The 22,411-nt window shown below is 62.5% G+C and carries 18 protein-coding genes; 5 read left to right on the top strand and 13 right to left on the bottom strand.

The window, feature by feature from the left end; genetic code table 11:
- Positions 1 to 504: 504 nt before the first annotated feature.
- From QMC96_11505 to QMC96_11475, 7 genes are all read right to left on the bottom strand, one after another.
- Positions 505 to 1,557: an alcohol dehydrogenase catalytic domain-containing protein gene (locus QMC96_11505; protein MDI6877384.1), complete on the bottom strand. Its 1,053-nt coding sequence runs from the start codon at positions 1,555 to 1,557 to the stop codon at positions 505 to 507.
- Positions 1,558 to 1,595: 38 nt separating this feature from the next.
- Entirely contained in the window at positions 1,596 to 2,414 is an 819-nt protein-coding gene (gene lsrF / locus QMC96_11500) for a 3-hydroxy-5-phosphonooxypentane-2,4-dione thiolase (protein MDI6877383.1), read from the bottom strand.
- A 53-nt stretch (positions 2,415 to 2,467) separates the two neighbouring features.
- Entirely contained in the window at positions 2,468 to 2,686 is a 219-nt protein-coding gene (locus QMC96_11495; protein ID MDI6877382.1) for a hypothetical protein, read from the bottom strand.
- Between the two features lie 347 nt (positions 2,687 to 3,033).
- On the bottom strand, positions 3,034 to 3,264 hold the full coding sequence (locus QMC96_11490) for a type II toxin-antitoxin system HicB family antitoxin (protein MDI6877381.1): 231 nt from the start codon (positions 3,262 to 3,264) through the stop codon (positions 3,034 to 3,036).
- A gap of 1,481 nt (positions 3,265 to 4,745) precedes the next feature.
- Positions 4,746 to 8,237 carry a UvrD-helicase domain-containing protein gene (locus tag QMC96_11485; GenBank protein MDI6877380.1) on the bottom strand — a complete coding sequence of 1,164 codons (3,492 nt, stop codon included), beginning with the start codon at positions 8,235 to 8,237 and terminating at the stop codon, positions 4,746 to 4,748.
- Positions 8,224 to 11,316, bottom strand: coding sequence for a PD-(D/E)XK nuclease family protein (locus QMC96_11480; GenBank protein MDI6877379.1), 3,093 nt, complete (start codon positions 11,314 to 11,316; stop codon positions 8,224 to 8,226). Before QMC96_11480 ends, QMC96_11485 begins: the two co-directional genes overlap by 14 nt.
- 1,117 nt (positions 11,317 to 12,433) lie before the next feature.
- Complete coding sequence (locus QMC96_11475; GenBank protein MDI6877378.1) at positions 12,434 to 12,586, bottom strand: hypothetical protein; 153 nt, start codon at positions 12,584 to 12,586, stop codon at positions 12,434 to 12,436.
- Positions 12,587 to 12,940: 354 nt separating this feature from the next.
- Here QMC96_11475 and QMC96_11470 point away from each other — a divergent pair, with 354 nt between their 5' ends.
- Positions 12,941 to 13,453, top strand: a complete 513-nt coding sequence (locus QMC96_11470; protein MDI6877377.1) for a hypothetical protein — start codon at positions 12,941 to 12,943, stop codon at positions 13,451 to 13,453.
- 279 nt (positions 13,454 to 13,732) lie between these two features.
- Here QMC96_11470 and QMC96_11465 read toward each other — a convergent pair whose 3' ends face one another.
- The 3 genes from QMC96_11465 to QMC96_11455 form a co-directional block, all read right to left on the bottom strand.
- Complete coding sequence (locus QMC96_11465; protein MDI6877376.1) at positions 13,733 to 13,957, bottom strand: hypothetical protein; 225 nt, start codon at positions 13,955 to 13,957, stop codon at positions 13,733 to 13,735.
- Between the two features lie 51 nt (positions 13,958 to 14,008).
- Complete coding sequence (locus tag QMC96_11460) at positions 14,009 to 14,470, bottom strand: hypothetical protein (GenBank protein ID MDI6877375.1); 462 nt, start codon at positions 14,468 to 14,470, stop codon at positions 14,009 to 14,011.
- A 554-nt stretch (positions 14,471 to 15,024) separates the two neighbouring features.
- On the bottom strand, positions 15,025 to 15,813 hold the full coding sequence (locus QMC96_11455; protein MDI6877374.1) for a hypothetical protein: 789 nt from the start codon (positions 15,811 to 15,813) through the stop codon (positions 15,025 to 15,027).
- A gap of 364 nt (positions 15,814 to 16,177) precedes the next feature.
- On the opposite strand from QMC96_11455, the gene QMC96_11450 reads away from it, so the two are divergent.
- Positions 16,178 to 16,624, top strand: coding sequence for a hypothetical protein (locus QMC96_11450; GenBank protein MDI6877373.1), 447 nt, complete (start codon positions 16,178 to 16,180; stop codon positions 16,622 to 16,624).
- A gap of 47 nt (positions 16,625 to 16,671) precedes the next feature.
- Entirely contained in the window at positions 16,672 to 17,091 is a 420-nt protein-coding gene (locus QMC96_11445; GenBank protein ID MDI6877372.1) for a DUF1648 domain-containing protein, read from the top strand.
- A gap of 319 nt (positions 17,092 to 17,410) precedes the next feature.
- Here the strand turns inward: QMC96_11445 and QMC96_11440 are convergent, their stop codons facing one another.
- From QMC96_11440 to QMC96_11430, 3 genes are all read right to left on the bottom strand, one after another.
- On the bottom strand, positions 17,411 to 17,791 hold the full coding sequence (locus QMC96_11440) for a hypothetical protein (protein ID MDI6877371.1): 381 nt from the start codon (positions 17,789 to 17,791) through the stop codon (positions 17,411 to 17,413).
- Positions 17,792 to 18,778: 987 nt separating this feature from the next.
- A complete protein-coding gene (locus tag QMC96_11435) occupies positions 18,779 to 20,254 on the bottom strand; it encodes an MATE family efflux transporter (protein MDI6877370.1) in 1,476 nt (491 codons plus the stop codon).
- Positions 20,235 to 20,690 (bottom strand): MarR family transcriptional regulator, encoded by a 456-nt coding sequence (locus tag QMC96_11430; protein ID MDI6877369.1) that lies wholly within the window; start codon positions 20,688 to 20,690, stop codon positions 20,235 to 20,237. Before QMC96_11430 ends, QMC96_11435 begins: the two co-directional genes overlap by 20 nt.
- A gap of 265 nt (positions 20,691 to 20,955) precedes the next feature.
- Between QMC96_11430 and QMC96_11425 the strand changes: the two genes are divergently transcribed.
- Together QMC96_11425 and QMC96_11420 are read left to right on the top strand one after the other, a co-directional pair.
- Positions 20,956 to 21,654: an FAD-dependent oxidoreductase gene (locus QMC96_11425; GenBank protein ID MDI6877368.1), complete on the top strand. Its 699-nt coding sequence runs from the start codon at positions 20,956 to 20,958 to the stop codon at positions 21,652 to 21,654.
- A 202-nt stretch (positions 21,655 to 21,856) separates the two neighbouring features.
- The gene (locus QMC96_11420) at positions 21,857 to 22,336 is read left to right on the top strand and encodes an SgcJ/EcaC family oxidoreductase (GenBank protein MDI6877367.1); all 480 of its coding nucleotides are present in this window, start codon (positions 21,857 to 21,859) and stop codon (positions 22,334 to 22,336) included.
- Positions 22,337 to 22,411 lie beyond the last annotated feature (75 nt).

The following is a 22,411-nucleotide window of genomic DNA, read 5'->3' as shown; positions in this document are numbered from 1 at the left end:
AGTCCCTCATTCACGTATGCGTCATGCTCCGGTAAAGCTCTTGTGGTTGAGAGAGGTGATTCGAAATCCTCCTTCTTATGTCAAAGACATATCCACGCATAAGAACAACCGGTCCCTGATATCCAGGGCTGGAGCAGCACCTGCAGAATCCTATACGATATCGGATGTGGGCGGATATTCTTCTCGCACTCGCCTTCGCCATACCTTTGCGGATGCTATGCCGAAGGTTTCCCTGCGCACAATCGGGGGGAGGGCGGTTCTTCGCATGAGCATTAATAATCCTGTCTCTCGCATTCATACTCCTCTCGATATCCTGCCCGATACATTCAGTTCTGGCGATGAATTTTTCATCGAGAGGTTCTGGTTCGGAATCCGGTCGAAATGCATGTTCTCCTTGAAGGGGGATAGGAGCTCTTCCTGAAGGGACAGATAAACACGGCGAAGTCTCGGGTTCGAATCCCGACGAGCCCATCCTGACACACATTACAACGTCGGAAAAATTAGTTATTCCTGGGGGTGGATGATCGCTTTCAGACTGCCGTCCCGCGGTCGGGCCGTCAGGAGAAACCCTTCGACCGTCTTCTGCAGGGGGAGGACATGGGTGATCATATCGGCCACGTTGACTCTGCTGTACTGGATCCACTTCAGGGCCGTACAGAGATTGTGGAGATCGGCAGCATAGGAATGAGTGATCGTGACCTCTCTCTGCCACAGGTTCCAGAGGTTGATCCCGGACTGGTGTTCGGGAGGGGTGGGGGCGAAGAAGAGGATCGTGCCCCCCGCCCCGACCGCGTCGAGGGACTGCTGCACGCAGACGGGGACCGGTGCCGTCATGATGACGGTGTCTGCGCCCGGCCCGCCGTTCAACTCTTTGAACGTCCCGGGAACGTCCTCCGTGGCGGAGATGGCCGCATCGGCGCCGAACTTTCGGGCGAGCTCCAGCCGATCGGGATCGACGTCGGAGACCGCGATGAACCCCGCACCGTTCGAGCGGGCCGCCTGGACGTGCAGCAGGCCGGTGATACCGGCGCCGATGATCAGGACGGATCGGCCGTCCGAGGTCGGGGCCCAGTGCTGCCCGCGCAGAACGCTGCCGAGGGGTTCGACGAAGGTCCCCGCATCGAAAGAGACCGTGTCGGGAAGGCGCAGGATGCCCCGGTCCACGTTGATCGCGGGCAGGACGACGTATTCTGCAAACGCCCCGTATGCATTCTTGAATTTCGTTCTCTGCAGCGTGTCGCAGGCCGTCGTGTGCCCGCGGATGCAGGCATTGCAGGTATTGCAGGGGACGTGATGGGTGACCACGACCCGGTCTCCCACGCTCCACTTCGGATCCGCGCCGGAGCCGACTTCTGCGATGGTTCCCGTGCATTCGTGCCCGAACGCCCCGATGCCCCCCGGTCTGCCGGCACGCCGGATCCGGTACCACTCCATGACATCCGAGCCGCAGACGCCGCATGCCATGACCTTGACTCTGATCTCTCCCGGCCCGACGGAGAGATCGTCGACGTCCTCGACGCGGATGTCGCTGTTCGCGTAGTAGACGGCTGCTCGCATCCTGTTCACCGTGGGGAGTGCATACAAGGTATGAGAGATCACTCGAGCCGGGATGCCCCGGGCAGAGAGGCATTGTAGATGTCCAGGGCTTCCCTGACCGTATGATCCTCGTGGACGATGGAGCGGATCGCCTGGATCATGCCGATCGGGTTATCGTCCTGGAAGATGTTCCGCCCGAAATCGACTCCCGCGGCACCCGCCTGGATCGCGTTGTAGACCACCTGAAGAGAGTCGGGGGGGCTGGTGCGTTTTCCTCCGGCGACGACGACCGCCGTGGGAGCGACCGCGTCGACCAGCCGGGAGAACTCCTCGCAGTAATAGGTCTTGACGATCCGGGCCCCGGCGTCCTGGCAGATGCGGGATGCGAGAGCCAGGTAGCGCAGGTCCCGGACCATGTCTTTGCCGACGGCGGTCACGGCCAGAACGGGAATTCCGTACTCTTCGGCCCGGTTGATCGTATCCGTGAGGTTCAGGATCGTCTGCTGCTGGTGGGGCGAGCCGATGTACACGCTGACGGCGACGCCGGCCGCATCCATCCGGATGGCTTCCTGGATGGTGACCGTGATCTTCTCGTCGCTCAAGTCTTCGAATAGAACGCTGTTACCCCCCGAGACCCGCAGCATGATGGGTTTCGATCCGAGATCTTCGGGCGCGATATTGCTCCGCACCGCTCCTCGCGTCGTCATCAGGCAGTCGCAGTAGGGCAGCAGGGTCTTTATCGTTTTACTCATATTGCGCAGGCCCGTCGTCGGCCCCTGGAAGTAGGGGTGGTCGATCGCGAGCATGACCACCCGGTTGTCTTTCGGGTCGATGATCCGGTTCATCCGGCTCTGAATTCCAACGTCGAGATATACCATAGGGACACTTCACGAGGAATATTATGCACGGCGATACCAATAAAAACCTGGGTTTATTCCTGCGCCGGTCGGACGATCCGGTATCCCTTCTCTGTCAGCCAGCGGTGGAATTCGTGGGTAGAATGGATACAGTGGGACGCACAGATCGCCCGGATCTCTTCGTATCCGGGGGACTTCTCGACTTCCCGATTCAGCAGCAGCTGAATCGGACACCTGACATCGTTGCAGTATTCCCGGCGCCTGTACTCGGTATACCCCTCTATCGGCCGCATGATAGATACTCAGCACTGCGATGAAAAAGGGTTGCGGAATACCATGCATGCGGAAATGGTTCTGCGATATGCACCACCGGTAGGGACCCATCGCTCGGTATCAATCCCTCGACGGCGGCAGATCCGCAACGGTCCGGCGGGAGGTGTAACCGGTGCCTCGGATCCCCTGACCGTGGCGACAGCCCAACCCCCTTCTTCACGATCCGCAGAAGGGCGGGACTCTTCGCTCACAGGCTCGCATCGTGGCGGCTTTCGGTTCTCGCTGCCAGCTCTATCTCTTCGCAGGTGTGCAGGGTAGTCGAGAGGAATGGCAACAGGCACCCGGTAATTGTAAAATGGGGTGATTCTCACACTTCTGCGGCTTCCACCCGGACCCTGCCAATGATTAGCTCCTCTTCTGGTGGAGTCTTCTCATCCTCCTCGTGCAGTGCCAGAATGTGTGCCTCAATCGCCTCTTTGATATTTCTCATCGTCTCATCGATCGTGTCACCCTGACTGAAACATCTCGGGAGTGCCGGAACATCGGCCCAGTAGCCTCCTTCTTCAGCCGGGTGTATCAACACGGTATATTCTAGCATAGATCTTCCCCCGATAGCAACCGTTCAAACTCTTCTTCGGCCAGCCCCGCTCTCTTTATTACCGCTTTGAGGAGACCAATCTTCAGCTCCCTGGATATCGGGATGGTGATCAGCTGCCCATTCGGCATCCTGATGTTCCGATGATCCCCTTTGCCCTGTCACACGATACCGCCCGCGCGAACGAGAGCCTTGACCACATCGGATCCCCTTATGCCCCGGAACTGTGTCACTATACCTGTCCGTATCCTTCAGGGTTGTAACTAAACTTTCCTGTTACACTCCTCCTTGCACACCGGTTCCACGCAATACCTCTGAACTCCAGAACCGAGTGTCTCTGGGCTTCGGATCAACTGGCCCGAGGATCTCAACCCTTCCGGGGAGTAAAGACGGGAGAACCTCTGAAGCGAGATTGCAGCGATTAGTTTCGCCATAAGGCATGCCACGGTCTGGATGCGACTGCCCTGTGTGGATACCTGCCATAAAAACACTGGTACCTGCTGTGATGGCAGGGCGTATCCGGGGAAGAGCAACAGGAAGCCCTGTGGGGACCGATGCTACGATAGCCTGCACGATACTCGCTGTAATGGCATGGTGTACGAGGGTACCAATACGGAGCATACTATAATGGCGCGATATACTCCGGTTAATGTGAGCAGCACTACGCGCGTCTTGAACGAGCTCAATGCCTCCAGCATGCAGGCAATCGGCGTGCCCGATGGTAAAAACCGGGACTTCGTCGAAATCCCCATGGAGAAGATGCTGACGGTTTTGCAGGTATTCTCAGGAGAGGGGTCTCGCCCTCCCCCACGTCCGTGCTATAGAGAGATCTCTCCTCGGTATTCAGACAGCCTTATCGCACCAGTCCCCTCCCCTCGGTGAGGGGAGTGGGCGGCCCGCAACGGGCTGCGGGGAGGGGAGGATCGGACAATCGCCGGATTATCCGCGGGATAGGTGCAACAATACCCGGAGGACTTATCAATAGGGCGAAAATATGCTCAATTGAGGATTATGTATCCTCAATTGAAGTAAATAATCATCCGTGCCAGTGAATTCTCAATCGAAAAAAACAGTTGTGTTTATGCCTCGACCTCGATCGACGGGGTGAACTTCGTGGAGGCACGCCTCGCCTCTTCGATCTCCGGCAGGATGCCGAGCTCTTTGGCGTTCTCGAGGTGCAGCGCGATCGCTTCCAGGATATTCTGGCCTCCCGGGGACTGTCCCCGCAGCGGGACACCTCCCGTTCAGCGCACCTGGCCACGAAGGCTCCTTCCTCTTCCCGGATGGCAATGGTTAAATGGTATTTCGTCCTGCCTGCAGGGAGTATTTGCGGGTTCAGCTGTCTGATCGTTATCATCGATAAAAAAAGCCGCATTCGTAGGAGAATGAGGGCGACATTGTGTCGTTCGCTTAGGGGAAAAAGCCAAAAGAATTCTCGCACATTCCCTCACGAATATCAGCTGTCCTGCCCTTTCTCTGGCGTGTCATCTCATCCCGTGCAAAGCTGCCAGCCCGGGGCACGGGTCGATACCCATGGCCCGGCACCTCTCGCACGCCGGAAACCCGAACAGCCCTTTCGATATGTTCTCCAGAGCGAACTCCGCCGTTCGAACGGCTCTTTCGAAATCGACGGGTATCTCGACGAAGCGGTTCAGCCCGGTGAAGTAGAGATACGGTTTCACGGGCTGCCGCAGGATCTGCTCCGCCGCCGCCGTGTAAACGGCCATCTGGAGCTCGTACTTCTGTATCTGCCCGGAAATGTCCGCATCCTCGACGTGGCCCGTCTTGTAGTCGATCAGGGCCCAGGAGCCGTCTGCCAGACGGACGAGGCGGTCGATCTTCCCCCCGAATACGGCTCCCGCGAACCGGCAGACGAAGGGGACCTCCCGTCGGTCCTCCGCGGCGTTCGTCATGAGGGGGGAGGCGAGGAACCGGCGGCAGAGATCGGCCAGGGCCGCGACCTTCTCCGGGTCCCGGATGCCGTAGCGGCGGGCGGCGGCCTCGGGGTCCCGCCCCTGGAAGATCTCGTGGACGAGGAGGCCGCGGGTCCGTGCGGTCTCCGCGAAGACGGAGAGGGTGGGGTCGGTCTCGCGGACGCCCAGGCGGTAGCGGCGGTGGTACTCCCTCGGGCAGCGGAGGTAGTGCTCGATCTCGCTCGCAGAGCAGGTATGCGGGGCCTCGGGGATGGCCACGGGCGCGAGGTGCCCGGGGAGGGCGGGGGGCGCCGGGAGGGCGCCGGGCGGCAGGTCGATGCGTTGCGGTTGCGGGCGGCGGATCTCGGCCGGGATCGCGTCCGGGTCCGAGACGATGGACACCGTGACGGGCGGGGCGCCGTTCGGCGGGACGAACGGGATGCTGCCCCGCCGGATCGCCTCGTCGGTGAGGCCCAGGCAGCAGTAGAGCCAGTCGATGCGGTTCCGGCAGTCTTCCAGGCATGCGGGGCTCTCCTTCGGGCGGATCCCGCAGACGATCAGGTGGTCTTTTGCCCGCGTCGTCGCGACGTAGAAGAGCCTTCTGCGCTCGGCCAGGAGCTTCTGGTTGTGCTCGTCGCGCATCACCCGCAGGACGGGGGAGGGCTCCATCTCGAAACCGTTCTCTGGATTGGGGACGGCGACCCCGATGCCGAACTCCTCGTCGACGAGGAGGGCGGCGTTGTCGGAGGGCATGGCTGCGGCCATGTCCGGGACGACCACGATCGGGAACTCCAGACCCTTGGAGGCGTGGACGGTCATGACACTCACGGCGTTGCCGCTCTCCGGGTCGAGCGGGGCCTCGCCCTCCCTCTGCTCCGCGACGATTCTGCGGCGGAGATCCTCGACGAACTCCCCCAGAGAGGCGGCAACCGCGCTTCGGGCGGAGCGGGCCATGCCGACCAGCTTCTCCACGTTGGCGATCGCCTGCTGGCCCCCGGGCACCCCCCCGTAGACGGCGAAGACGGCAGAGTCCCGCAGGATCCGTTCGATCAGAAGGGCGGTGGGCTCGCGGTGTGCGTGCTCGAGCCAGGATTCCAGGCGGGCGGCGGCGGGTGCGAGATCGGGATCCGCTGCTGCGGAGCGGCGGAGACGGTCATGGAGGGTGCCTCCGCCCCCGCTGCGGGCGATGCGATAGAGCGCCGCGTCGGAGAGGGAGACATAGGGCGAGCGGAGGACCCCGTAGAGGGCAACGTCGTCGGACGGACTGTCCAGGAATCGGAGCAGGTTGTAGAGGTCGAAGATCTCCTGGCGGCGGTAGAAGCCGATGCCGGCGTGGATGTGGTAGGGGATGCCGTACTTCCGCAGCGCCCATTCGAAGTAACCCAGGTTGGAGCGGCGCTCCAGGAGGATGGCGACGTCCCGGTATTCCGCGGGGCGCGGGGTGCCGAGATGCCCGCCGGCGGCGTCCCAGTAGACCGGCAGCCGCTCGCGTTCGATCGTGTGCTGGATCTTCCGCGCCACCATCTCCGCCTCGGCCATCGCCCGGGCGACAGCGTCGCCGTCCGGGGGACTGAGGAGGATGGCGACGGAGCCCCGATCTCCCTGCCGCCGCTCGGTTCCCCGAAGGGGATCGTAGCCGAACTCCCAGGGCTTGTCCGCGTCCGCCAGCAATGCCGAGAAGAGATAATTGACGAAACCCAGCACCTCCGGGGCGCTTCGGAAGTTTACGTCAAGGCCGATCTCCCTCCCGTTCAGCCCCTCGACGATCGCCCTCTTCGTCCGCTTGAACTGGGTCACGTCCGCGTTCCGGAAGAGGTAGATGGACTGTTTGGGGTCCCCCACTACGAAGATCTTCGCGGCGGGGAGATCGCCCAGGATCCGCCATAGGATCCGGCACTGGGGCGGATCCGTGTCCTGGAACTCGTCCACCAGGATGTAGCGGAACCGATTCCGGAAATGGCTGGCGACCAGCCCGTCGTTCTCGCGGAAGAGGGTATGGGTGCGGTAGATCATGTCGGAGAAGTCGATCGCTCCGATCCGCGCCTTCGCCGCGTCGACAGCCTCGCGGTAGACGGAAAAGACGATCCCGAGATTCCGCAGGTAGCGGAGGGTTGCCCGGGAGAAGGGGGCGTCCGCTTCGAAGGAGAGGGCGAGGGCGGGACGGAGACGTCCCAGCACCCCGCGGAGATAGCCGAAAGCGTCGCGCAGGCGTCCGAGGTCGTCGCCCTGCCAGTTCCTGGCGCTCCCCATGGCCATGGTCCCGCTCCGGGTATCGGCCATGCGGACAAGGGCCCGGGCGGCGATCCCGGCAGGCCGATCGGGGGAGACGACGGAGAGGCAGTCCTCGACGGCCCGCAGGTAGCGCATGCCGCTGTCCCACTCCCCGGGATACCGTGCGGCCAGGTCGCGGAGTGTCTCGACTGCCTGCACCGCTTCCCCGTCGGCGAAGAATGCGGTGACGGCCGCCTCCCGGCGGTTCCGGAAGGCGCGGTCCCAGCGTTCGACGATCGCGCCCTCGTCGGCCCGGAGCTCCGCAAAGAAGGGGACCGCCGTCTCGCGGTGCTCGTAGAGTGTCAGCAGGTGGGCCTTCAGCCCGTAGGCCCCCACCGCCCGCAGGCAGTCGAGGAGGGCGTCCCGGTACTCCCCGCGGGGGCGGGTGTGGAAGAGGTCCTCGATCGCCTCCTCCCGGATCCGCTGCGACTCCCGGTCTTCCAGCACGGAGAATCCCGGATCCACGCCCGCCTCGAGCGGGAACTCCCGCAGCACCTGGCTGCAGAAGGAGTGAAACGTGGAGATGTTCGCCCACGGGAACTCCTCCCGGATCCGCTCCCACCGCTCCCCGCTCTTCCCGGCGATCGCGGAGCGGATGCGCTCCTTCATCTCCTTGGCCGCCTTCTCGGTGAAGGTGAGGGCGAGAATGGCGTCGACGGGGACGGCCCCGGACTCCAGGAGGTCAATGTACTTCTCCACGAGAACCTTCGTCTTCCCGGTCCCGGCGCCGGCTGTCACGCAGAGGCTCCTTGTGTGATCCAGGGCCTGACGCTGGCGTTCAGTGAGCGTCATCGGCTCCCTCCTCCCGGCGCAGCTCGAGGATCCGCAACGGGTCGAAGCGGCAGACGGTCGCGTACTCGCAGAAAGAGGGGCAGCGATCGATCTCCGCCGCCGGGTGGAAGAGCCCGCTGCGGATATTCGCGGTGTGGCGGCGGGCATTGGCGAGGGAGTCCGCGAGGACGCGGCGGAAGTCTTCGTCTCTGCAGGACGCGTCCTTCGAGAACGGCGCGAAGGCATTCGCGCATGACGGATCCCAGAGGGCCGCGTACTTCCGGATTTTCCGGGGGCGGACGGTGTAGTAGACACCCCCGATGCCCCGCCGCTTTGTCAGACGCTCGAGAGCGGCGATGTAGAGCGGCAGCTGGAACGACACTCCATCCCGGATGTCCCGGAAGCGGGGGTGGACGCCGCCCGTCTTGTAATCAAGGATGACGAAGGACCCGTCCTCCGCCATATCCACACGGTCGATCTTGCCCCGGATCAGGATCGCGTCGTCGTCCCCCAGCGGCACGGGATCCGGCACCGAGGCGGCGTCGCACCCGCCCTCCGCGATAGGGAGCCCGAAGGAGAACTCGAAGTGCGCGGGCAGGAAGGAGGACGTGCCGCTCTCGTACCGCAGAAATTGCTCCAGGAGCCCGGGGCCCATGCCGTTCTGGCCCAGGAACTCCTCCCGGGTCGCCTCCCAGAGCGGGCTGTCCCGGGCGTAGCGCTCCATGCACCTCCGGGCCACAGCGGAGACGGTCTCCAGCGCCCGAGGGAGGTGGACCTCCGTGATCGCTCCATGGCCCGATGACCGCCACTCCGTGAAGAAACGGAAGGCGATCTCGTGGAGGAGACTGCCCCGCTCCTTCGCGGTGAGTTCCGGTTCGAGGTCCGGGAAGGGCTCCAGGTGCAGGACGTAGCGGAGGTAGAAGCGGAAGGGACAGGCGGCATAGGTCTCGAGCATGGTGGGGGAGTAGACCTGCTGCCGGTCGAACGCATGCCCGAGCTCCGCGCAGATCGCCGCGTCCCCCGAGAGCACACCGTCGTGGGCGGAGCGGTAGCTACCCCGCCGGTCGCAGTTCTCGACGTTCAGGCGGGAGACGATATCCGCAAGGTCGCGGTGGGGCGCGGGCGCCGCTCCCGAGGAGAGGGCCGCCCCCAGGCGGGTGTCGGCGTCCAGGAGGGAGTGGCGGCAGGGAGCCGCATCCCAGGGGCGAACCGTCGCGGCCGCCATGAGGTCGACCAGGAACCGCGAGGAGATCAGGACGGAATCGCCGTCGGATTCCGCGGAGCTCAGGTACACACCCTCCCTCCCCGCGAGGAGCGCAGCGATGAAGTGGTAGCGCTCCTCGCGGAGGACCTCAGCCCGTGTCCGCGTCCCCATCCGGCGGATCTCCTGATCGTTCGTGAACGGGAGGCGGGTCGTCAGGCGGGGCATCTCCCCCTCGACGAGATCCGCGATGAAGGTATAGGCGAACGAAGCATGGGCCAGCTCGCGGATGCCCAGCACCTGGACCGCGTGCGGGTTCCGCAGCGGAGTGCTGCGGGCATCCGAGACGAGCGTGGAGAGGAGGCGGTGGAAGTCGGGCAGGGTCAGGGGCGGGTGGGCGTCGGAGAAGCGCTCCAGGGCGTCCAGGATGGCGGCGATCTGCGCGAGATCGGCGTTCTCCCGGGCAGCTGCACCGCCGGTTGCCAGATCGCGGGGATACTCCAGGCGGTTGAGGAGGAAGCGGAGGGCGGAGACGTGCCCCCCGATGCTCTTTTCCCCCTCCAGCGCCTTCAGATCCTCGAAGAGTCGGAGGAGGCCGTCCCGCATGCGCTCCAGGTGTGCGAGGGCCTGCCCGCCGCTCCCCGGGGATGCCTCCCGGATCGTTCGAAGGCGGGCGTCCAGGTGGAGGAGCCATTCCGCCCGCCCCCCGAGGATGCGGGAGATCCGGGACTCGACATCCACGTCGTCCGCGGAGAGGCGGGCGGTGCGGCCCCGGTAGTTCCAGGTGTAGCGGATGTAGGGGGACTTCAGGAGCGCGACCACGTGCTCCCGGCGGTAGTCGAACGCGGCGACCGCCAGGACCTGGAAGACCGTCTGGACGATCCGCGACTGCGCCAGGGGTTCACCGCTGGCGGCGTCGAAGGGGATCCCGAAGTCCGGGAAGACGCCCGAGACCCGTGCGACGCCCCGCGAGAGATCGGGGAAGGCGACGGCGATCTCACCGGGGGCCACCCCGGCGTCGATCAGGGAGCGGATCTCCTCTGCGATGGAACGGATCTCGGTCGTGCGGTCCCTGCGGGTGCCGATGGCGATCCGGGGGGATGCATCCCACCGGGGACGCGGGGAGAAGATGGCGGCGATATTCGATCGGAGGGGGGAACCCGGCTCGACGGCATGGACAGTGTCCGGATTCAGCCAGGAGCCGCCGTCCGGGAAGACTCGGGCGTCGCCGCCGGAGGAGAGCGAGCAGACGCGGGTCTCCGCATGGTCCTGCAGGGCGCGGATGAACTCCCGCTCGAGCGGCAGGGGCTCGTAGAGTCCGTAGAAGAAGATTGCGCGGTAGCGGAACGAGGGGTGATCCGCCAGCCACCGGATCGCCCACCGCAGGACGGTATCACCATCGACCCGGCGGTTCTCCTCCAGGTAGCGGGTGTAGGCATCGAAGATACACCGGATCTGATCGCTCTTCCCGCTCTGCAGGTCGCCCAGGCAATCCGGATAGGGGACCTTCCGGGTTATGAGGACGGAGACGAGCGTCTGCAGGTCGCTGACGAGCCTGGGAGAAGGGGAGCCGCGGGAGTAGAAGATCGGCAGCCGTTCGCGGTTCACGGAGAGGAGATGCGCGAGAACCAGTTTCACCTCGATGTCGGAGAGAGGGGATGCATCCGCCGCATGGGCCTCGAAGAGGGTGCGGGCGAGATCCCGCAGCGTCGTGATGGACGAGGGGATGAAAGGCAGACCCTCGCCCGCCAGGCGGCGCTGGAGCACCTGCGCGATCCGGGCCGTGGGGGCGACGAAGACCGTGGCAAAGGGGTGGTCCCTGAGGACCTCTCTGAATTCCGAGAATAGAGCATCCAGGTTCTCCCCGGGGAGCGCAAGATAGAGTGCCGTCCGAGACATGCCAGCACTTTTTCTTTTGGCAATGGTAATATTTGCATGTACTCATTTCAATTTGTATATTAGAGGAATGAGAGGGGATTATGGCGAAATTCGGTGGAAAAACGGCATTCATCGCTGGAACCGGTGGAAGCCGTGGCAGGAGCATCCATAACGCCGGGAGATGACAGAGATCCTGTCCTTCTCCGCGGGATCCACCGCCTGGCGAACGGTATGACCCGGCCGTGCATCAGAACCGCTCTGTGAAACGATCGCGATATTCGGCCTGCCAGGGAAAAACAGATTGTAATAAGATATCCATGGATTGAAAATTGACGCTCTCCGGTGTTCATGGTTTGGGCAGCAACCATGGTGTCTTCTGGAATATCAGCCCCGGCATATCCTTGCACCTGCCTTCACCGTGCCGCTGCGCATCGAGTCCGGGGGCTCGCTCATGCAAGCACCGACAGGGATCCCGATCCTCGTATTTATCCTTCTTTCCGGTATACTGCCCAATTCTTACACCGCAACGGAAGAGTTCCCTATCAGGGGATTCTGACAGGGATGCGGGGTAATTTTTCCGTTCTCCTCGAACGGTGAATTGAGGGGGAGATCGAACGATGAAGAGAAAACAGGGAAGTTAAAAATTGTCTCCTGGATATGCATTCCGAAGCAGTAGCGGATGCAGAGACGCGATCCGAACTCCTGGGGTTCCATGATCCTGCTGAAGAGGGGGCACTGAAGTGCACTTCGATGGTGCAAGAATGCCAGGAACTACCCTGGCTCCTTCCAGTGAGAACAGGGCCGGCACGGAAGAGACAAGCCCCGCCCGATCAACAGCAGGCCCGGGCCGGGGCGGAATCGGCACGGCTTCCCGGGATATGCCCGTTTCGGTCGACTTCTGCCTTCCCTCCCTCTACGGCATCAGCCCGGATCTTCGCACCCTGCATACCCCGGTTCGGATCCTCTGGTCCAGCCACTCGGAGATCGGCTCGATGCGAATAGTCCTGCCCTGGATCGCCTCCGATCCCGATTCGGATCCTGTAGCGACTGGACCTTCTTTCAAGGAGCAGGCATCCAAAGACTCGCAGTGCGCCGGGCTCCCTCGTATTATTGCGGCTTCCCTTTGCCCCACACGGGGTTATGAATTATCCGGACCGTTCGGATCCGGCTCGCGGATCCATTCCTGTTGCCTGATGAAGCTTCTCCTAGAGTCGTGCACGAGCAGCCCTCCCTCTTTGCCCGTTGTCAGCCCCGCGTCCCCGGCATCCTCCCGGGATTCTCCGATGATCATCGGGGTATCACTCCGGGCCCGATGGCAATCCTGATCCGCGGGCTGATCGCCGCGCTACAGGACGCCTTCAGGCGGACTTACAGGGCATCCAGCTGCTCCTCGAGGCCGGCATCGGACGGGATGGAGGCAGCTCGCCTACCCGCGTGTGCTGGGGTGAACCATAACGGAGGTTCGGGCTGAACCCGCAAAGACCGAACCGGGTAGTGGAACCGGTAGGGCGGGGTAACGGAGGTATGGAGACGATCGAGGATGCAACGTCTTCGATGGGACCGCAATATTCCCGGCAGCCCCGACCATGTGCGGCCAACCTGCCAATCTGGCAGCTATTTACCACCGTTCGGCATATATCCGGGTATGGAGGAAGTACCCCGGAGAGAGAAGAGGATTCTTGCCGCCATTGTCATAGGCCTGATTCTCCTGGGGGTCGTGGCGGGCATCTCTCTACTGACAGCTCCAGCACAATCTCCGGATGGGCAACATGCGGATGTCGCCGGGCCGCAGGATACGCCAAGCGGTTCCGTTGCAGCCGCTCGCATCGAAGCCGTGGATACCAGCCAGGTGCGATTGGATACCAATTCTCCGGTCAGGATTCGCATTGCCAACACGGGCCAGATACCCCTATCCAAGGAACGTATCGATATGAAACTGGGCAGGGATTTCTTTCTCATCGGGTATCAGGAGAGATCGTACACGATGACGTATACCGAAACAATTCAACCCGCTTCGAATTATACCTTCACGATGCACTTCACTGTTCCTTCGCAGTATTCCGGAGTGCCGCTGGCTGGGACGTATAAAGCCGAAGCAAACCTGTATGTAAACGATGTGTTCGCGGACACCTGGAAAGGCACGGTTGTTCTGTCATAAGGCGAAGTATTCCTCCCCGGCCTGTGCCGCCGCAGGATCGGGGGTTATGTGGACTTTGTGCCGGCATCCGGCACTTCGGAAGTGGCCGGTGCAGTCGCGCGGGTCGGCTCGCCCGATCCCGGCTCGCTATACAGGATTCCGGTCCGGACGAAGTTCGAGCAGTGGTCCGCACCGTTGATACCCCCGTTTGACGGCCACAGCGGACAGCGTCCCGTCCGGCCTGGATTCTGGTTCTCCGGAAGGAGGGAGCCGAAGCAAAGGGTCGCGATCGATACGGAATCAGTGATCGTCGTAGACGAACAGGATCTCGTCTTCGACCATATGCTGCTCCTCCTCCTCGCACTCGCTCCAGGATCGGGCCGAAGGCGTAGTAATGAAGCTCCCGAGCAGGGTGAGGATGCCAAGGACGATGACGGCGAGTCCCGGGTAGAAGAGGGAAGGCAGGATGAGGGAATACCCAAAGCCGATCAGCAGGAGGCCCAGGAGAATGCCGAGGATATCCATCGTCAGAAGATCGGTGCACGCGAAATTAAGGGTATCGGGATCCTGCGATACCTATCGGTTTTTACCGATGAGATCCAGTTTCTGCAGGCGGGCGCGAATCGCGCCGGGCTGCCTCTGGAAATCGTCTGCGAGGGACTCGATTGTAGCGCCCTGGAGATAGGCCTGCGCGAGCCGGTCGTCCTCCTCAAAGGTCCACTTCTCGTAGGCCTTGGGATACCGGACGAGGACCTCTTTCGTTGAAGATACCTTCTGGGGTTCTGTTCTCTTCGGTTTGATCTCGTTCCTGTCGGGCGGTTTTTCCTTTATCCGCATCTTCTCCCGTTCCGCGTTGATCGCGGCCCACTGCCGATCGATCTCTGCTTGCTTTCGCTCTAGATCCATTTGTTTTTGTTCGATCTCCAATTGCTGCTTCACCAGCTCTTCCCTGGCCTGCTTGATCCTGGCCCACTCTGCATCGAGCTTCATCAACTCTTCCCGCATCAGGTAATCTTTCAGGGATTTCGTGATTGCCATCTGGAGCCCTCCCGTTAATCGAAGTATATTCTAAAAATAATATATTAATGAGTGGTATTTGGAGTTCGATTGTTTACTTCTTCGACATATGCGAGCAAAAACGGCTCTGCAGAAAAGATATCCGGCGTATTTTGCACCCATTTCCCCGGTTCCAGGGGTCGGGATCTGGTCCTCCCCTCCCCGCGGCCCGTCCCAAGCCGCCCCCTTCCCTCTCCAAGGGGTGGGGAAGAGTGCGATAGGCCTGTACGAGTCTGTACAAGAAACCTCCCCGCATTCGGGTTATCGCACGAAGGGGGGTGGGGGAGACCTCGTCCCTCCGGCGAAGATGCCAGCCCTCCCGGATCCTGTTTAGATGGGGATTTCGACAGAGTCGCAAAATCCACTTTTTCAAAGAGATCCGGCTGTCCAACCGCTAACGGTTAAATCCATCGCGGATCGCCTCCGCGGGCTTAACCGTCCCTGGATCTCGAGGCGTTCCCGATCCACTAGTTGCCTGGATGATGTAAGAAATCCAAATTTTTTGTTTTAAGTGTCTTAAGAGAACGCTCCGCCCCCTAATAGTATATGCCTTCCCCCGCGAGGAGTACCCCCTCGCCCTCCAGCCAGCCCTGCCGATCGCCGCTGGTCTCCAGGGTCACTCTATCCCTGTAGAGGTTATAGTTCCAGCCTCCCCTCCAGATCGAGTTTACGCCCTCGATGCTCATCTGGAGCGAGAGCGATGCCGGCTGGTCCGCGGTAAACCGGACGCAGACCGGGACCGTATAGGTGTACACCGACCCGCTGTACCTGTGGACAGGTGCCGTCCCGGGGAGGAACCGGCCACCGGGATGGAAGACGGGCTCGCTGGCGAGGGGGTCGCGTGTATCGATGGTGCGGTTCAGCGGAACCCTGGCAACGAGGGAGATCGGCATCAGCACCGGGGTCTCGTTCGAGTACTCGGTTGACGGCGGAAGGGTCGTCGGGCTCAGCCCCGGCTCTATCGGGATCGGGTAGGCACGGTACTCTGGCACCATCCGCGCAGCCCGGATGGCGAGCATCGGGCTGCCGTTTGCCTCCTCGATCGAGAGGTTCCAGTCCGGGGGAACGCCGTAGCCGCTCCCGTTCGCCAGGGCGTCGGCGAGGAACGCGGTTCCGTTCCGTTGCGGCGCCGGCAGGAGCAGGGTCACGTCCTCGATCGTGGTGTTGACCGAGAGCCGGATCTCGTAGGAGTAGTCGTGCCGCTCGCTCTGCCGCGTCTGCTGGTCCCACCGCCAGGCGATTCCTGCCAAAATCGCGGCAGGGATGAGAACCGCGGCGATTATGAGGGCAATCCGGCGCCGTCTTCGTTTCACCGCGTCTTCCATTCCGGAACCTCCCGGGAGCTCCCTGCTCCAACAACGTACCTGAGATCGCAATTGCCATAAGCTATTGGATAGGGACGTTGCCCACATCCTCCCGTGAGACTGCTGCCGCAGGGATGGGCTGTACGAACAGGCGAGACCTCCAGGCTGGCTTCAGGCTGAAGCGTTCCTGGTTGCATGATCTCGATTGCGCTCCGCATCCGTTTCCTGGATGACCGGAGCAGTCCCCGACCCGGAGCGTGGCCGGCGGGAAATGGCTTAAACCCGATGAGCAGGGAGAGACAGTTCGGGATAGGATGCCATCTGTAGTGCAGGCAGACTGAACAGATCTGCCATATTTGTATGGTCAACGTGCATATGTTGACGCGTGCCTCTTCCAACGACCGAAAAACAGTTCGGGTTCTTGGCGATGCGGCGAAAGGGCGTGCCCAACATCACGATAGCGAACCGCTTCAAGATATCCCGGCAGGCGGTGTCCCGGGCGCTTCTCGTCATGGACGGCAAGATCGAGACGGCGCTGCGGGAGATGGCGAAGGCAAACCAGATCGCAGTCGAAGCGATCGATACCGAACGGGGAGTCCTGCTCGGGCGGTCCATCCCGTTCCGGACCGCGGCGATCGTCTTAGTATCGGAGAAGCACGGCGTGCAGGTCTGGTACGAGCACGAGGGCGACTGCGGCGCCTGCCAGCGGTATGCCGAGTGCATCGGGCTGCTCTGGGACTATGCGGCTGAACTCGGCATCCGGCTCGAGAAGACTGCCGACCCGACGAAGATGGCCGACGAACTGTTCGAAAAAGTGAAGGCGATGGTATGATAACGAAGATATCGGAACTTATTCAGGGAGGGTTGGGGTGGTGCCCCATGGCAGCAGGTTCGAGACAGGAACCCGGCGGGGTGAGAGCGGTGGTGCAGCCGGGGAGAGCGATGGCTGCCGGGCCGGCAGATAAGCGTGCGATGCTCTTCATGCGGCTCACGTATGTGGTCGCAGGACTGTCGTGGGTTGTCGCCCTCTTCGCCCTCCCCTATCTCCCGGAGACCATTCCGATCCACTGGAACGCCTACGGCCAGGCGGACGGGTTTGCCAGCAGGCTGGTTGGAGCGTTCACCTTCTCCGCCATCATCACGCTGACCGCAGTTTTCCTGACCGTATCGCCCCGCTTCGAGCGCTGGCGGCACACATTCGACGATGGCGGCGAGATCTCTCCGCTATCGCGATCCTCGCAACGGTCAGCACGATCTCCGGGTTGCAGGCGCTGGTCCTCCTCTCGTCCGCCGGCGTGAACCTGCCGCTTGCGGTCGCCATCTCGATGCTGCTCGGATTCTTCCTGATCGGGAGCCTGATGCCGTCTATCCCGAGTAACATCGCGGTCGGGTTCCGCCTGCCGTGGACGATCCGGGACGAAATGGTCTGGAAGAAGACCCACGAACACGGCGGGGCGGTGCTTCTCCTCGCGGGCATCGTGATCGTGCCGGGGAGCGCGGTTGCCGGGCATGGACGATGCCCTTCGCCGTCGGGACCTCCGCCGCCGCCATCCTGTATGTCACGGTCTGGTCCTACCGCCTGTGGAGAAGCAGAGGGAAGGCGAAGGAGAACCTGCCATCATAGCCCTTCTGTCCCGCAGCACTCCTGACAAAGCTTCTGTTTTGAAAGATTCAGGGGGATCTCTCGGGAAGACCTGCGGCGGATACCCTCTCCTCCCGGTTCGATGGTCATCGACTCTCTTTTTACGAGCCCGATCAGGCAGGACGGGTAGGGCAGGCCCCATGGGTTCCCGAAGAACGCGCCCGCAAGGTGCTGGCATATCACATCGATGATCTCCGTATGTTCTGCTGACAGCCCGACCCGCAGGGAGGACTCGCTCCAGGCCCGCGCGGAATGGGCCGGGGTGAACGCCAGCCGGCGTCTCCCCGGGATATCGTCGAGGCGGTCGTGCATCCGGGTGAAATAGGCGCAGGAGACCGATATCGCCTCGAGAAACATGGGAGAGAAGCGCTGCCGGATGCCGTTCTCTCCCAGCAGGTCCCGGATCGAATCAGGGGTGGCAAAGTAGCCCGGGATGAAGATGGGGTTCAGTTCCTCTGCCGATAGGTATCCTTCGCGGCAGAGCGAGCAGCAGATATCCCGGAGATTGTTGTAGGCCGCCGATCCCGCCCACTGGTCCTCGCCCAGATCGGTCAGGTTCGCCAGAGTGCCCCACCCTCCGCGAGCTCGCGGGAGCGCTCAAGAAAGAACCTTCGCCAGTCGCCCTTCCACTTGAGAGCGAACTTATGCCGCTCGGGCCCGGGGATCTGGTTAGGCTGGATGCATGCGGGGTGCTGGGAGAACGTGGCATCCTCGGTCCTTGTATCCAGCCAGTGCATGGCGGTAGAAGAGAAGCCAAGGTGCACCCTCCCCGGGAGTTCGGGGAACGGCTCGTAGAACGAGCCCTGTATTCGGCACTGACATTTTCCAGCGCTGCCCGGTGCGAGCGTTCCCAGAAGCGGTGGAAAGGCACCGGATCGGCGATGTCCATGTAGATGAGCCGGATGGCCAGGGATGGATTGACCGCATGGATGAATTCGATGATACTCTCAAAGAGCTGGCTTGAGTTCGCCCCGTCGGCAGCCCCATCATCTGCAATGACAAGGGGCGCCTCCAGGGGCATGGCGGCCAGGCGGATCTGGACCGACTCGAGATAGGAGAGTATCCATGAGAGCACGAGACGATTCACCGCCCGGGCGGTATCGGGGATCTGGCTGTGATTGCTGCTCATGTCCGTCAGATACTGCCGGAACGGCAGATCAGGATGTTCGCCGGGAGGCATGCAGTGGTGCACCGCGGGGGCGGAGGTTCTGATCAGGAATGGTCCGGGATATAATGTAAGAATATTTGATATATCTGGTTCCAGGAGGGGATTCGATAGGGGAATGAATGGATTCTCTCCTCCATTGACGCCGGTCATCGGCTGTCGTGGGGGATCCATCCCGGTTAGTCCTCGACGCCCTTCATCTCCTCTTCTACAGGAGAATACAGTTCAAGCTGTGGCTCCTGGACAGGTCCCGGTCCGTAGACCCGCAGGAGCCTCGCAATGAACACCCGTGCCCACAGGTAGCCCACCGACGCTCCCAGGATGTTCCCGGCGACGATGCCCAGGTAGACACCCGGGACCCCGAGCCCGAGGACGACCCCCAGCAGGTAGATGAAGACCGCGATGAAGGCCAGGTTCCGCAGGATGTTGATCACAAGCGAGGTGAGGCCGTGGCCGGTCCCCTGGAAGATCGAGGAGGAGAAGATGCCCAGCGGGACGAAGGGGTAGAAGAGGCACATCGTCTGGAAGAAGAGGATGAAGCCCGGGATCAGGGGGGCGCTCTCCGGGGTGTACGTGAAGAGCCCGGTGAGCTGGGGGGCGAAGAGAAAGGTGAGGGCGCTCGTCGCCAGCGCGATCGCGACGCCGATCCGGATCGAGTACTGGTGGGCGATGCGGATCTTCTCGTACTCGCGGGCCCCGTAGGCGGCGCCGGCGACCGAGATCACGGAGGTGCCGATCCCGATCAGGGGGACGATCGCGAACATCACGATCCGCCACCCGGAGGTGTAGATGGCCACCGCGTCGGTCCCCGCAATGGAGACCAGGATCCCGTTGACCAGGATCACCACGAGCGACATCAGCAGGAACTCGATGCTCGCCGGGAGCCCCACACCCAGGATCTGGCGAAAGGTGCGGGGATCGGGGGCAAAGCCACGGAACGAGAGCTGGACGTAGGTGTCCCGCTTCACCGAGAACCAGTAGACGACGACTCCCATCACGGCTGCGATGGAGATGACGGTCGCCCAGGCCGCCCCGGCGACCCCCATCCCGGCCCCGTAGATCAGGATCGGGTCCAGGACGATGTTGAGGACCGAGGAGATGGCCATGGCGTACATCGTCCGCTTCGTATCCCCTTCCGCCCGCAGGATGGCATAGGCCATCTGGACGACGAGGAAGATGACGGTGCCCAGAAAGACGATCTGGCCGTACTCGACCGAGATATCGGTCACGGGTCCGGCCCCGAGCGCCTCCACGATGGGGCGGAGGAAGACGACAAAGAAGATCGTCAGCACCGCGGAGACGGCGAACGCGATCACCAGCGAGTGCGTGGCCGCACTCTCCGCTCCCGCCTTGTCCCGGGCTCCGATCCGCCGCGCGACCAGCGAAGTGGCACCGGCCCCCAGCCCGTTCGAGAGCCCGATCAGGATCATGAAGAGGGGGGCGATGAATCCCACGCCGGCGAGTGCATTCGACCCGAGCCCGGCCACCCAGATCGCATCGGCCAGGTTGTAGATCGCGATCAGGAACATGGCGACGATCAGGGGGCCGGAGAGCTTCCGGATCGCCCTCTTGGGATCGCCCCGGAGGAGGTGGATGCCACGGGTCACCTCCTTTTCCAGCGGGGGAGACGGGGACTCACGCGGTGTCGCAGTCATGCTCGACTCCGGCGATGGCAAGGCTGTGTTCGGCGAGGGTGCGCAGCAGATGGATCGCATCCTGCCGCTCCTGCTCCGAGAGGACGGCGAGGAGTTCCTCCTCCCAGCCGGCCTCGATCTCCAGGATCTCTGCGATGATCTCCTTCCCCTTTCCGGTCAGGTAGAGCCCGTAGGCCCGGCGGTTGTCGGGATCTACCCTGCGGCAGACAAAGGCGTCCTCTTCCAGGCGGCGCACCCCGCGGGCGATGGTCGCCTTGTCCAGGTGGAAGAAGCGGGCGATCGCCTCCTGGGAGACCCCCTCCCTCCGCGATAGGTAGAGGAGGACAGGGACCTGGGCGGCAGAGAGGCCGAGAGGTTTCAGGCGGGTGTTGAGCGCGACGATATGGTTGCGGCGGATGAGGGAGATCAGGGCTCCGAGGGGCAGGTCCGGGTGCATTGTACCTTATGTACTGGTGCGGAATCCCCCTTGAATGTTGGGATTGCAACAGTTGCGATGCCAACTATTTTCGATCCAGTTAGATGCAGACGTTTCCATCGCACCGCTCAACCGGGCGATTTGCTTCCCCAGCGGCCTTTTCCGTCCGGTTTACGGCCGCGGCGGATCGGCGTCTGGCCAGCGGGCGAGCGGAGTCCCGCTTACGCCCCGTATCGGCAGCTTCTAATGTTATGATTTCCAAGAGCACGCCAAGGGGCATTGACGCATGCAATTCCAGACACACGTCGCGGAGATACTGGTCCGGGCAGAAAAGGTGAAGAGTTTCCGGTTCGGGCGGCCGCCGGAGTTCACGTACGATCCCGGCCAGTGGATATTCGTCACCATCCGGGCTGACGGGGAGGAGACGACCAAGCATTTCAGCCTCTCGAGCTGCCCCACGGAAGAGGACTACATCGAATTCACCAAGAGGATCACCGATCACCCCTTCTCGCTGGCGCTCGATGCGCTTCGCCCGGGGGACTGGGCGTCCATCGACGGGCCCCATGGCCGCTTTACGTTCAGCGGTCAGCATCCCCGGGTGGGGATGATAACGGGAGGGATCGGTATCACCCCCATGCTGAGCATGATCCGCTATTGCACGGACATGGGGGCGCAGTCCCGAATCACGCTCCTGTATGGAAGCCGCAGTGAGGGGAACATCATCTTCCGCGAGGAACTGGCCGAACTGGAGAGGAGGAACGCGCTCCTGAAGGTCGTCCACTGCCTGTCACGCCCGGGCGACGCCTGGAAAGGGAGACGGGGGCATGTCAGTGCGCAGGTGATCGAAGAAGAGATACCGGATTACCGGGAGCGTGTCTTTTACGTATCCGGTCCTCCTGCGCTCGTCGCCGATCTGACCAGAGCACTCCGGACACTGGGTGTGCCGGAGGATCGGATACAAAGAGAGATCTTTCCGGGCTACTGAACGCATTCCTGCATCCGATGCCGCAGGCGGTTCGTCGATGGCGGTACGCCCCTTTTGCGGTTGTCGGGATTAACCCCAGAGATTTCTTTACCGGGGTGTTCGGTGGCTCTTCCGACAGTCATCCACCCTGGCGGGAGGCAGTGGCCGAAGGCCCGGGTCCGGCAATGCAGTTTAATACGTATAAAGCCTGAAGGGGAGAGGCATGGATGCAGAGGCAGGCCAGGTACAGATACCCTATTCCCCGGACGAAGCGGCCGTCCGCGACCTGCACAGCCAGCTGGTGGAAGGCTGGAACCGTGGCAGTGGCGTGGCCTTCGCCGCCCCCTTTGCTGATGACGCCGATTTCGTGGGATTCGACGGCACCTACCTGAAGGGGCGCCCTGCGATCGCCCGGTTCCACCAGCAGGTTTTGGACCTGTACGTCCCGGGCTCCCGTCTGGTGGGCAAGGTGCGGAGCGTGCGGTTTCTCTCGCCCGACATTGCCGTGATGCACGCGGTCGGGGGAATGGTGCGGGGCGGGCAGCGGGACCTGGACGAGGAGCGCAACTCCATCCAGACCATCGTCGCCGTGCGGGAGGATTCAGGCTGGAAGATCGCGGCGTTCCAGAACTCGCGGGCCTGGTACATCGGGAGGCCGAAGGAGGCCCAGGCGCTGACCGAGGAGCTCCGGCAACTGCTGTAGGGGAGGGGAGCGCTGCCGCGATCATCCTCGGTGCGCGCTGGATCCCTGATGCCGTAGAAGCGGCAGGCTCTGCAC

This window comes from Methanomicrobiales archaeon (assembly GCA_030019205.1).
GTDB lineage: Archaea > Halobacteriota > Methanomicrobia > Methanomicrobiales > JACTUA01 > JASEFH01.
The sequence above is the reverse complement of the archived record's forward strand: the minus strand, read 5'-3'. Positions and strand labels throughout refer to the sequence as shown.

What these genes read in the sequence shown, in the direction of transcription:
- QMC96_11480 (MDI6877379.1), bottom strand. Translation starts at nt 11,316, where the DNA reads ATGTCTCGGACGGCACTCTATCTTGCGCTCCCCGGGGAGAACCTGGAT.
- QMC96_11475 (MDI6877378.1), bottom strand. Translation starts at nt 12,586, where the DNA reads ATGATCATCGGAGAATCCCGGGAGGATGCCGGGGACGCGGGGCTGACA.
- QMC96_11485 (MDI6877380.1), bottom strand. Translation starts at nt 8,237, where the DNA reads ATGACGCTCACTGAACGCCAGCGTCAGGCCCTGGATCACACAAGGAGC.
- QMC96_11435 (MDI6877370.1), bottom strand. Translation starts at nt 20,254, where the DNA reads ATGACTGCGACACCGCGTGAGTCCCCGTCTCCCCCGCTGGAAAAGGAG.
- QMC96_11490 (MDI6877381.1), bottom strand. Translation starts at nt 3,264, where the DNA reads ATGCTAGAATATACCGTGTTGATACACCCGGCTGAAGAAGGAGGCTAC.
- QMC96_11445 (MDI6877372.1), top strand. Translation starts at nt 16,672, where the DNA reads ATGGCAGCAGGTTCGAGACAGGAACCCGGCGGGGTGAGAGCGGTGGTG.
- lsrF (MDI6877383.1), bottom strand. Translation starts at nt 2,414, where the DNA reads ATGGTATATCTCGACGTTGGAATTCAGAGCCGGATGAACCGGATCATC.
- QMC96_11460 (MDI6877375.1), bottom strand. Translation starts at nt 14,470, where the DNA reads ATGGCAATCACGAAATCCCTGAAAGATTACCTGATGCGGGAAGAGTTG.
- QMC96_11470 (MDI6877377.1), top strand. Translation starts at nt 12,941, where the DNA reads ATGGAGGAAGTACCCCGGAGAGAGAAGAGGATTCTTGCCGCCATTGTC.
- QMC96_11505 (MDI6877384.1), bottom strand. Translation starts at nt 1,557, where the DNA reads ATGCGAGCAGCCGTCTACTACGCGAACAGCGACATCCGCGTCGAGGAC.
- QMC96_11465 (MDI6877376.1), bottom strand. Translation starts at nt 13,957, where the DNA reads ATGGATATCCTCGGCATTCTCCTGGGCCTCCTGCTGATCGGCTTTGGG.
- QMC96_11420 (MDI6877367.1), top strand. Translation starts at nt 21,857, where the DNA reads ATGGATGCAGAGGCAGGCCAGGTACAGATACCCTATTCCCCGGACGAA.
- QMC96_11425 (MDI6877368.1), top strand. Translation starts at nt 20,956, where the DNA reads ATGCAATTCCAGACACACGTCGCGGAGATACTGGTCCGGGCAGAAAAG.
- QMC96_11455 (MDI6877374.1), bottom strand. Translation starts at nt 15,813, where the DNA reads ATGGAAGACGCGGTGAAACGAAGACGGCGCCGGATTGCCCTCATAATC.
- QMC96_11440 (MDI6877371.1), bottom strand. Translation starts at nt 17,791, where the DNA reads ATGTTTCTCGAGGCGATATCGGTCTCCTGCGCCTATTTCACCCGGATG.
- QMC96_11495 (MDI6877382.1), bottom strand. Translation starts at nt 2,686, where the DNA reads ATGCGGCCGATAGAGGGGTATACCGAGTACAGGCGCCGGGAATACTGC.
- QMC96_11430 (MDI6877369.1), bottom strand. Translation starts at nt 20,690, where the DNA reads ATGCACCCGGACCTGCCCCTCGGAGCCCTGATCTCCCTCATCCGCCGC.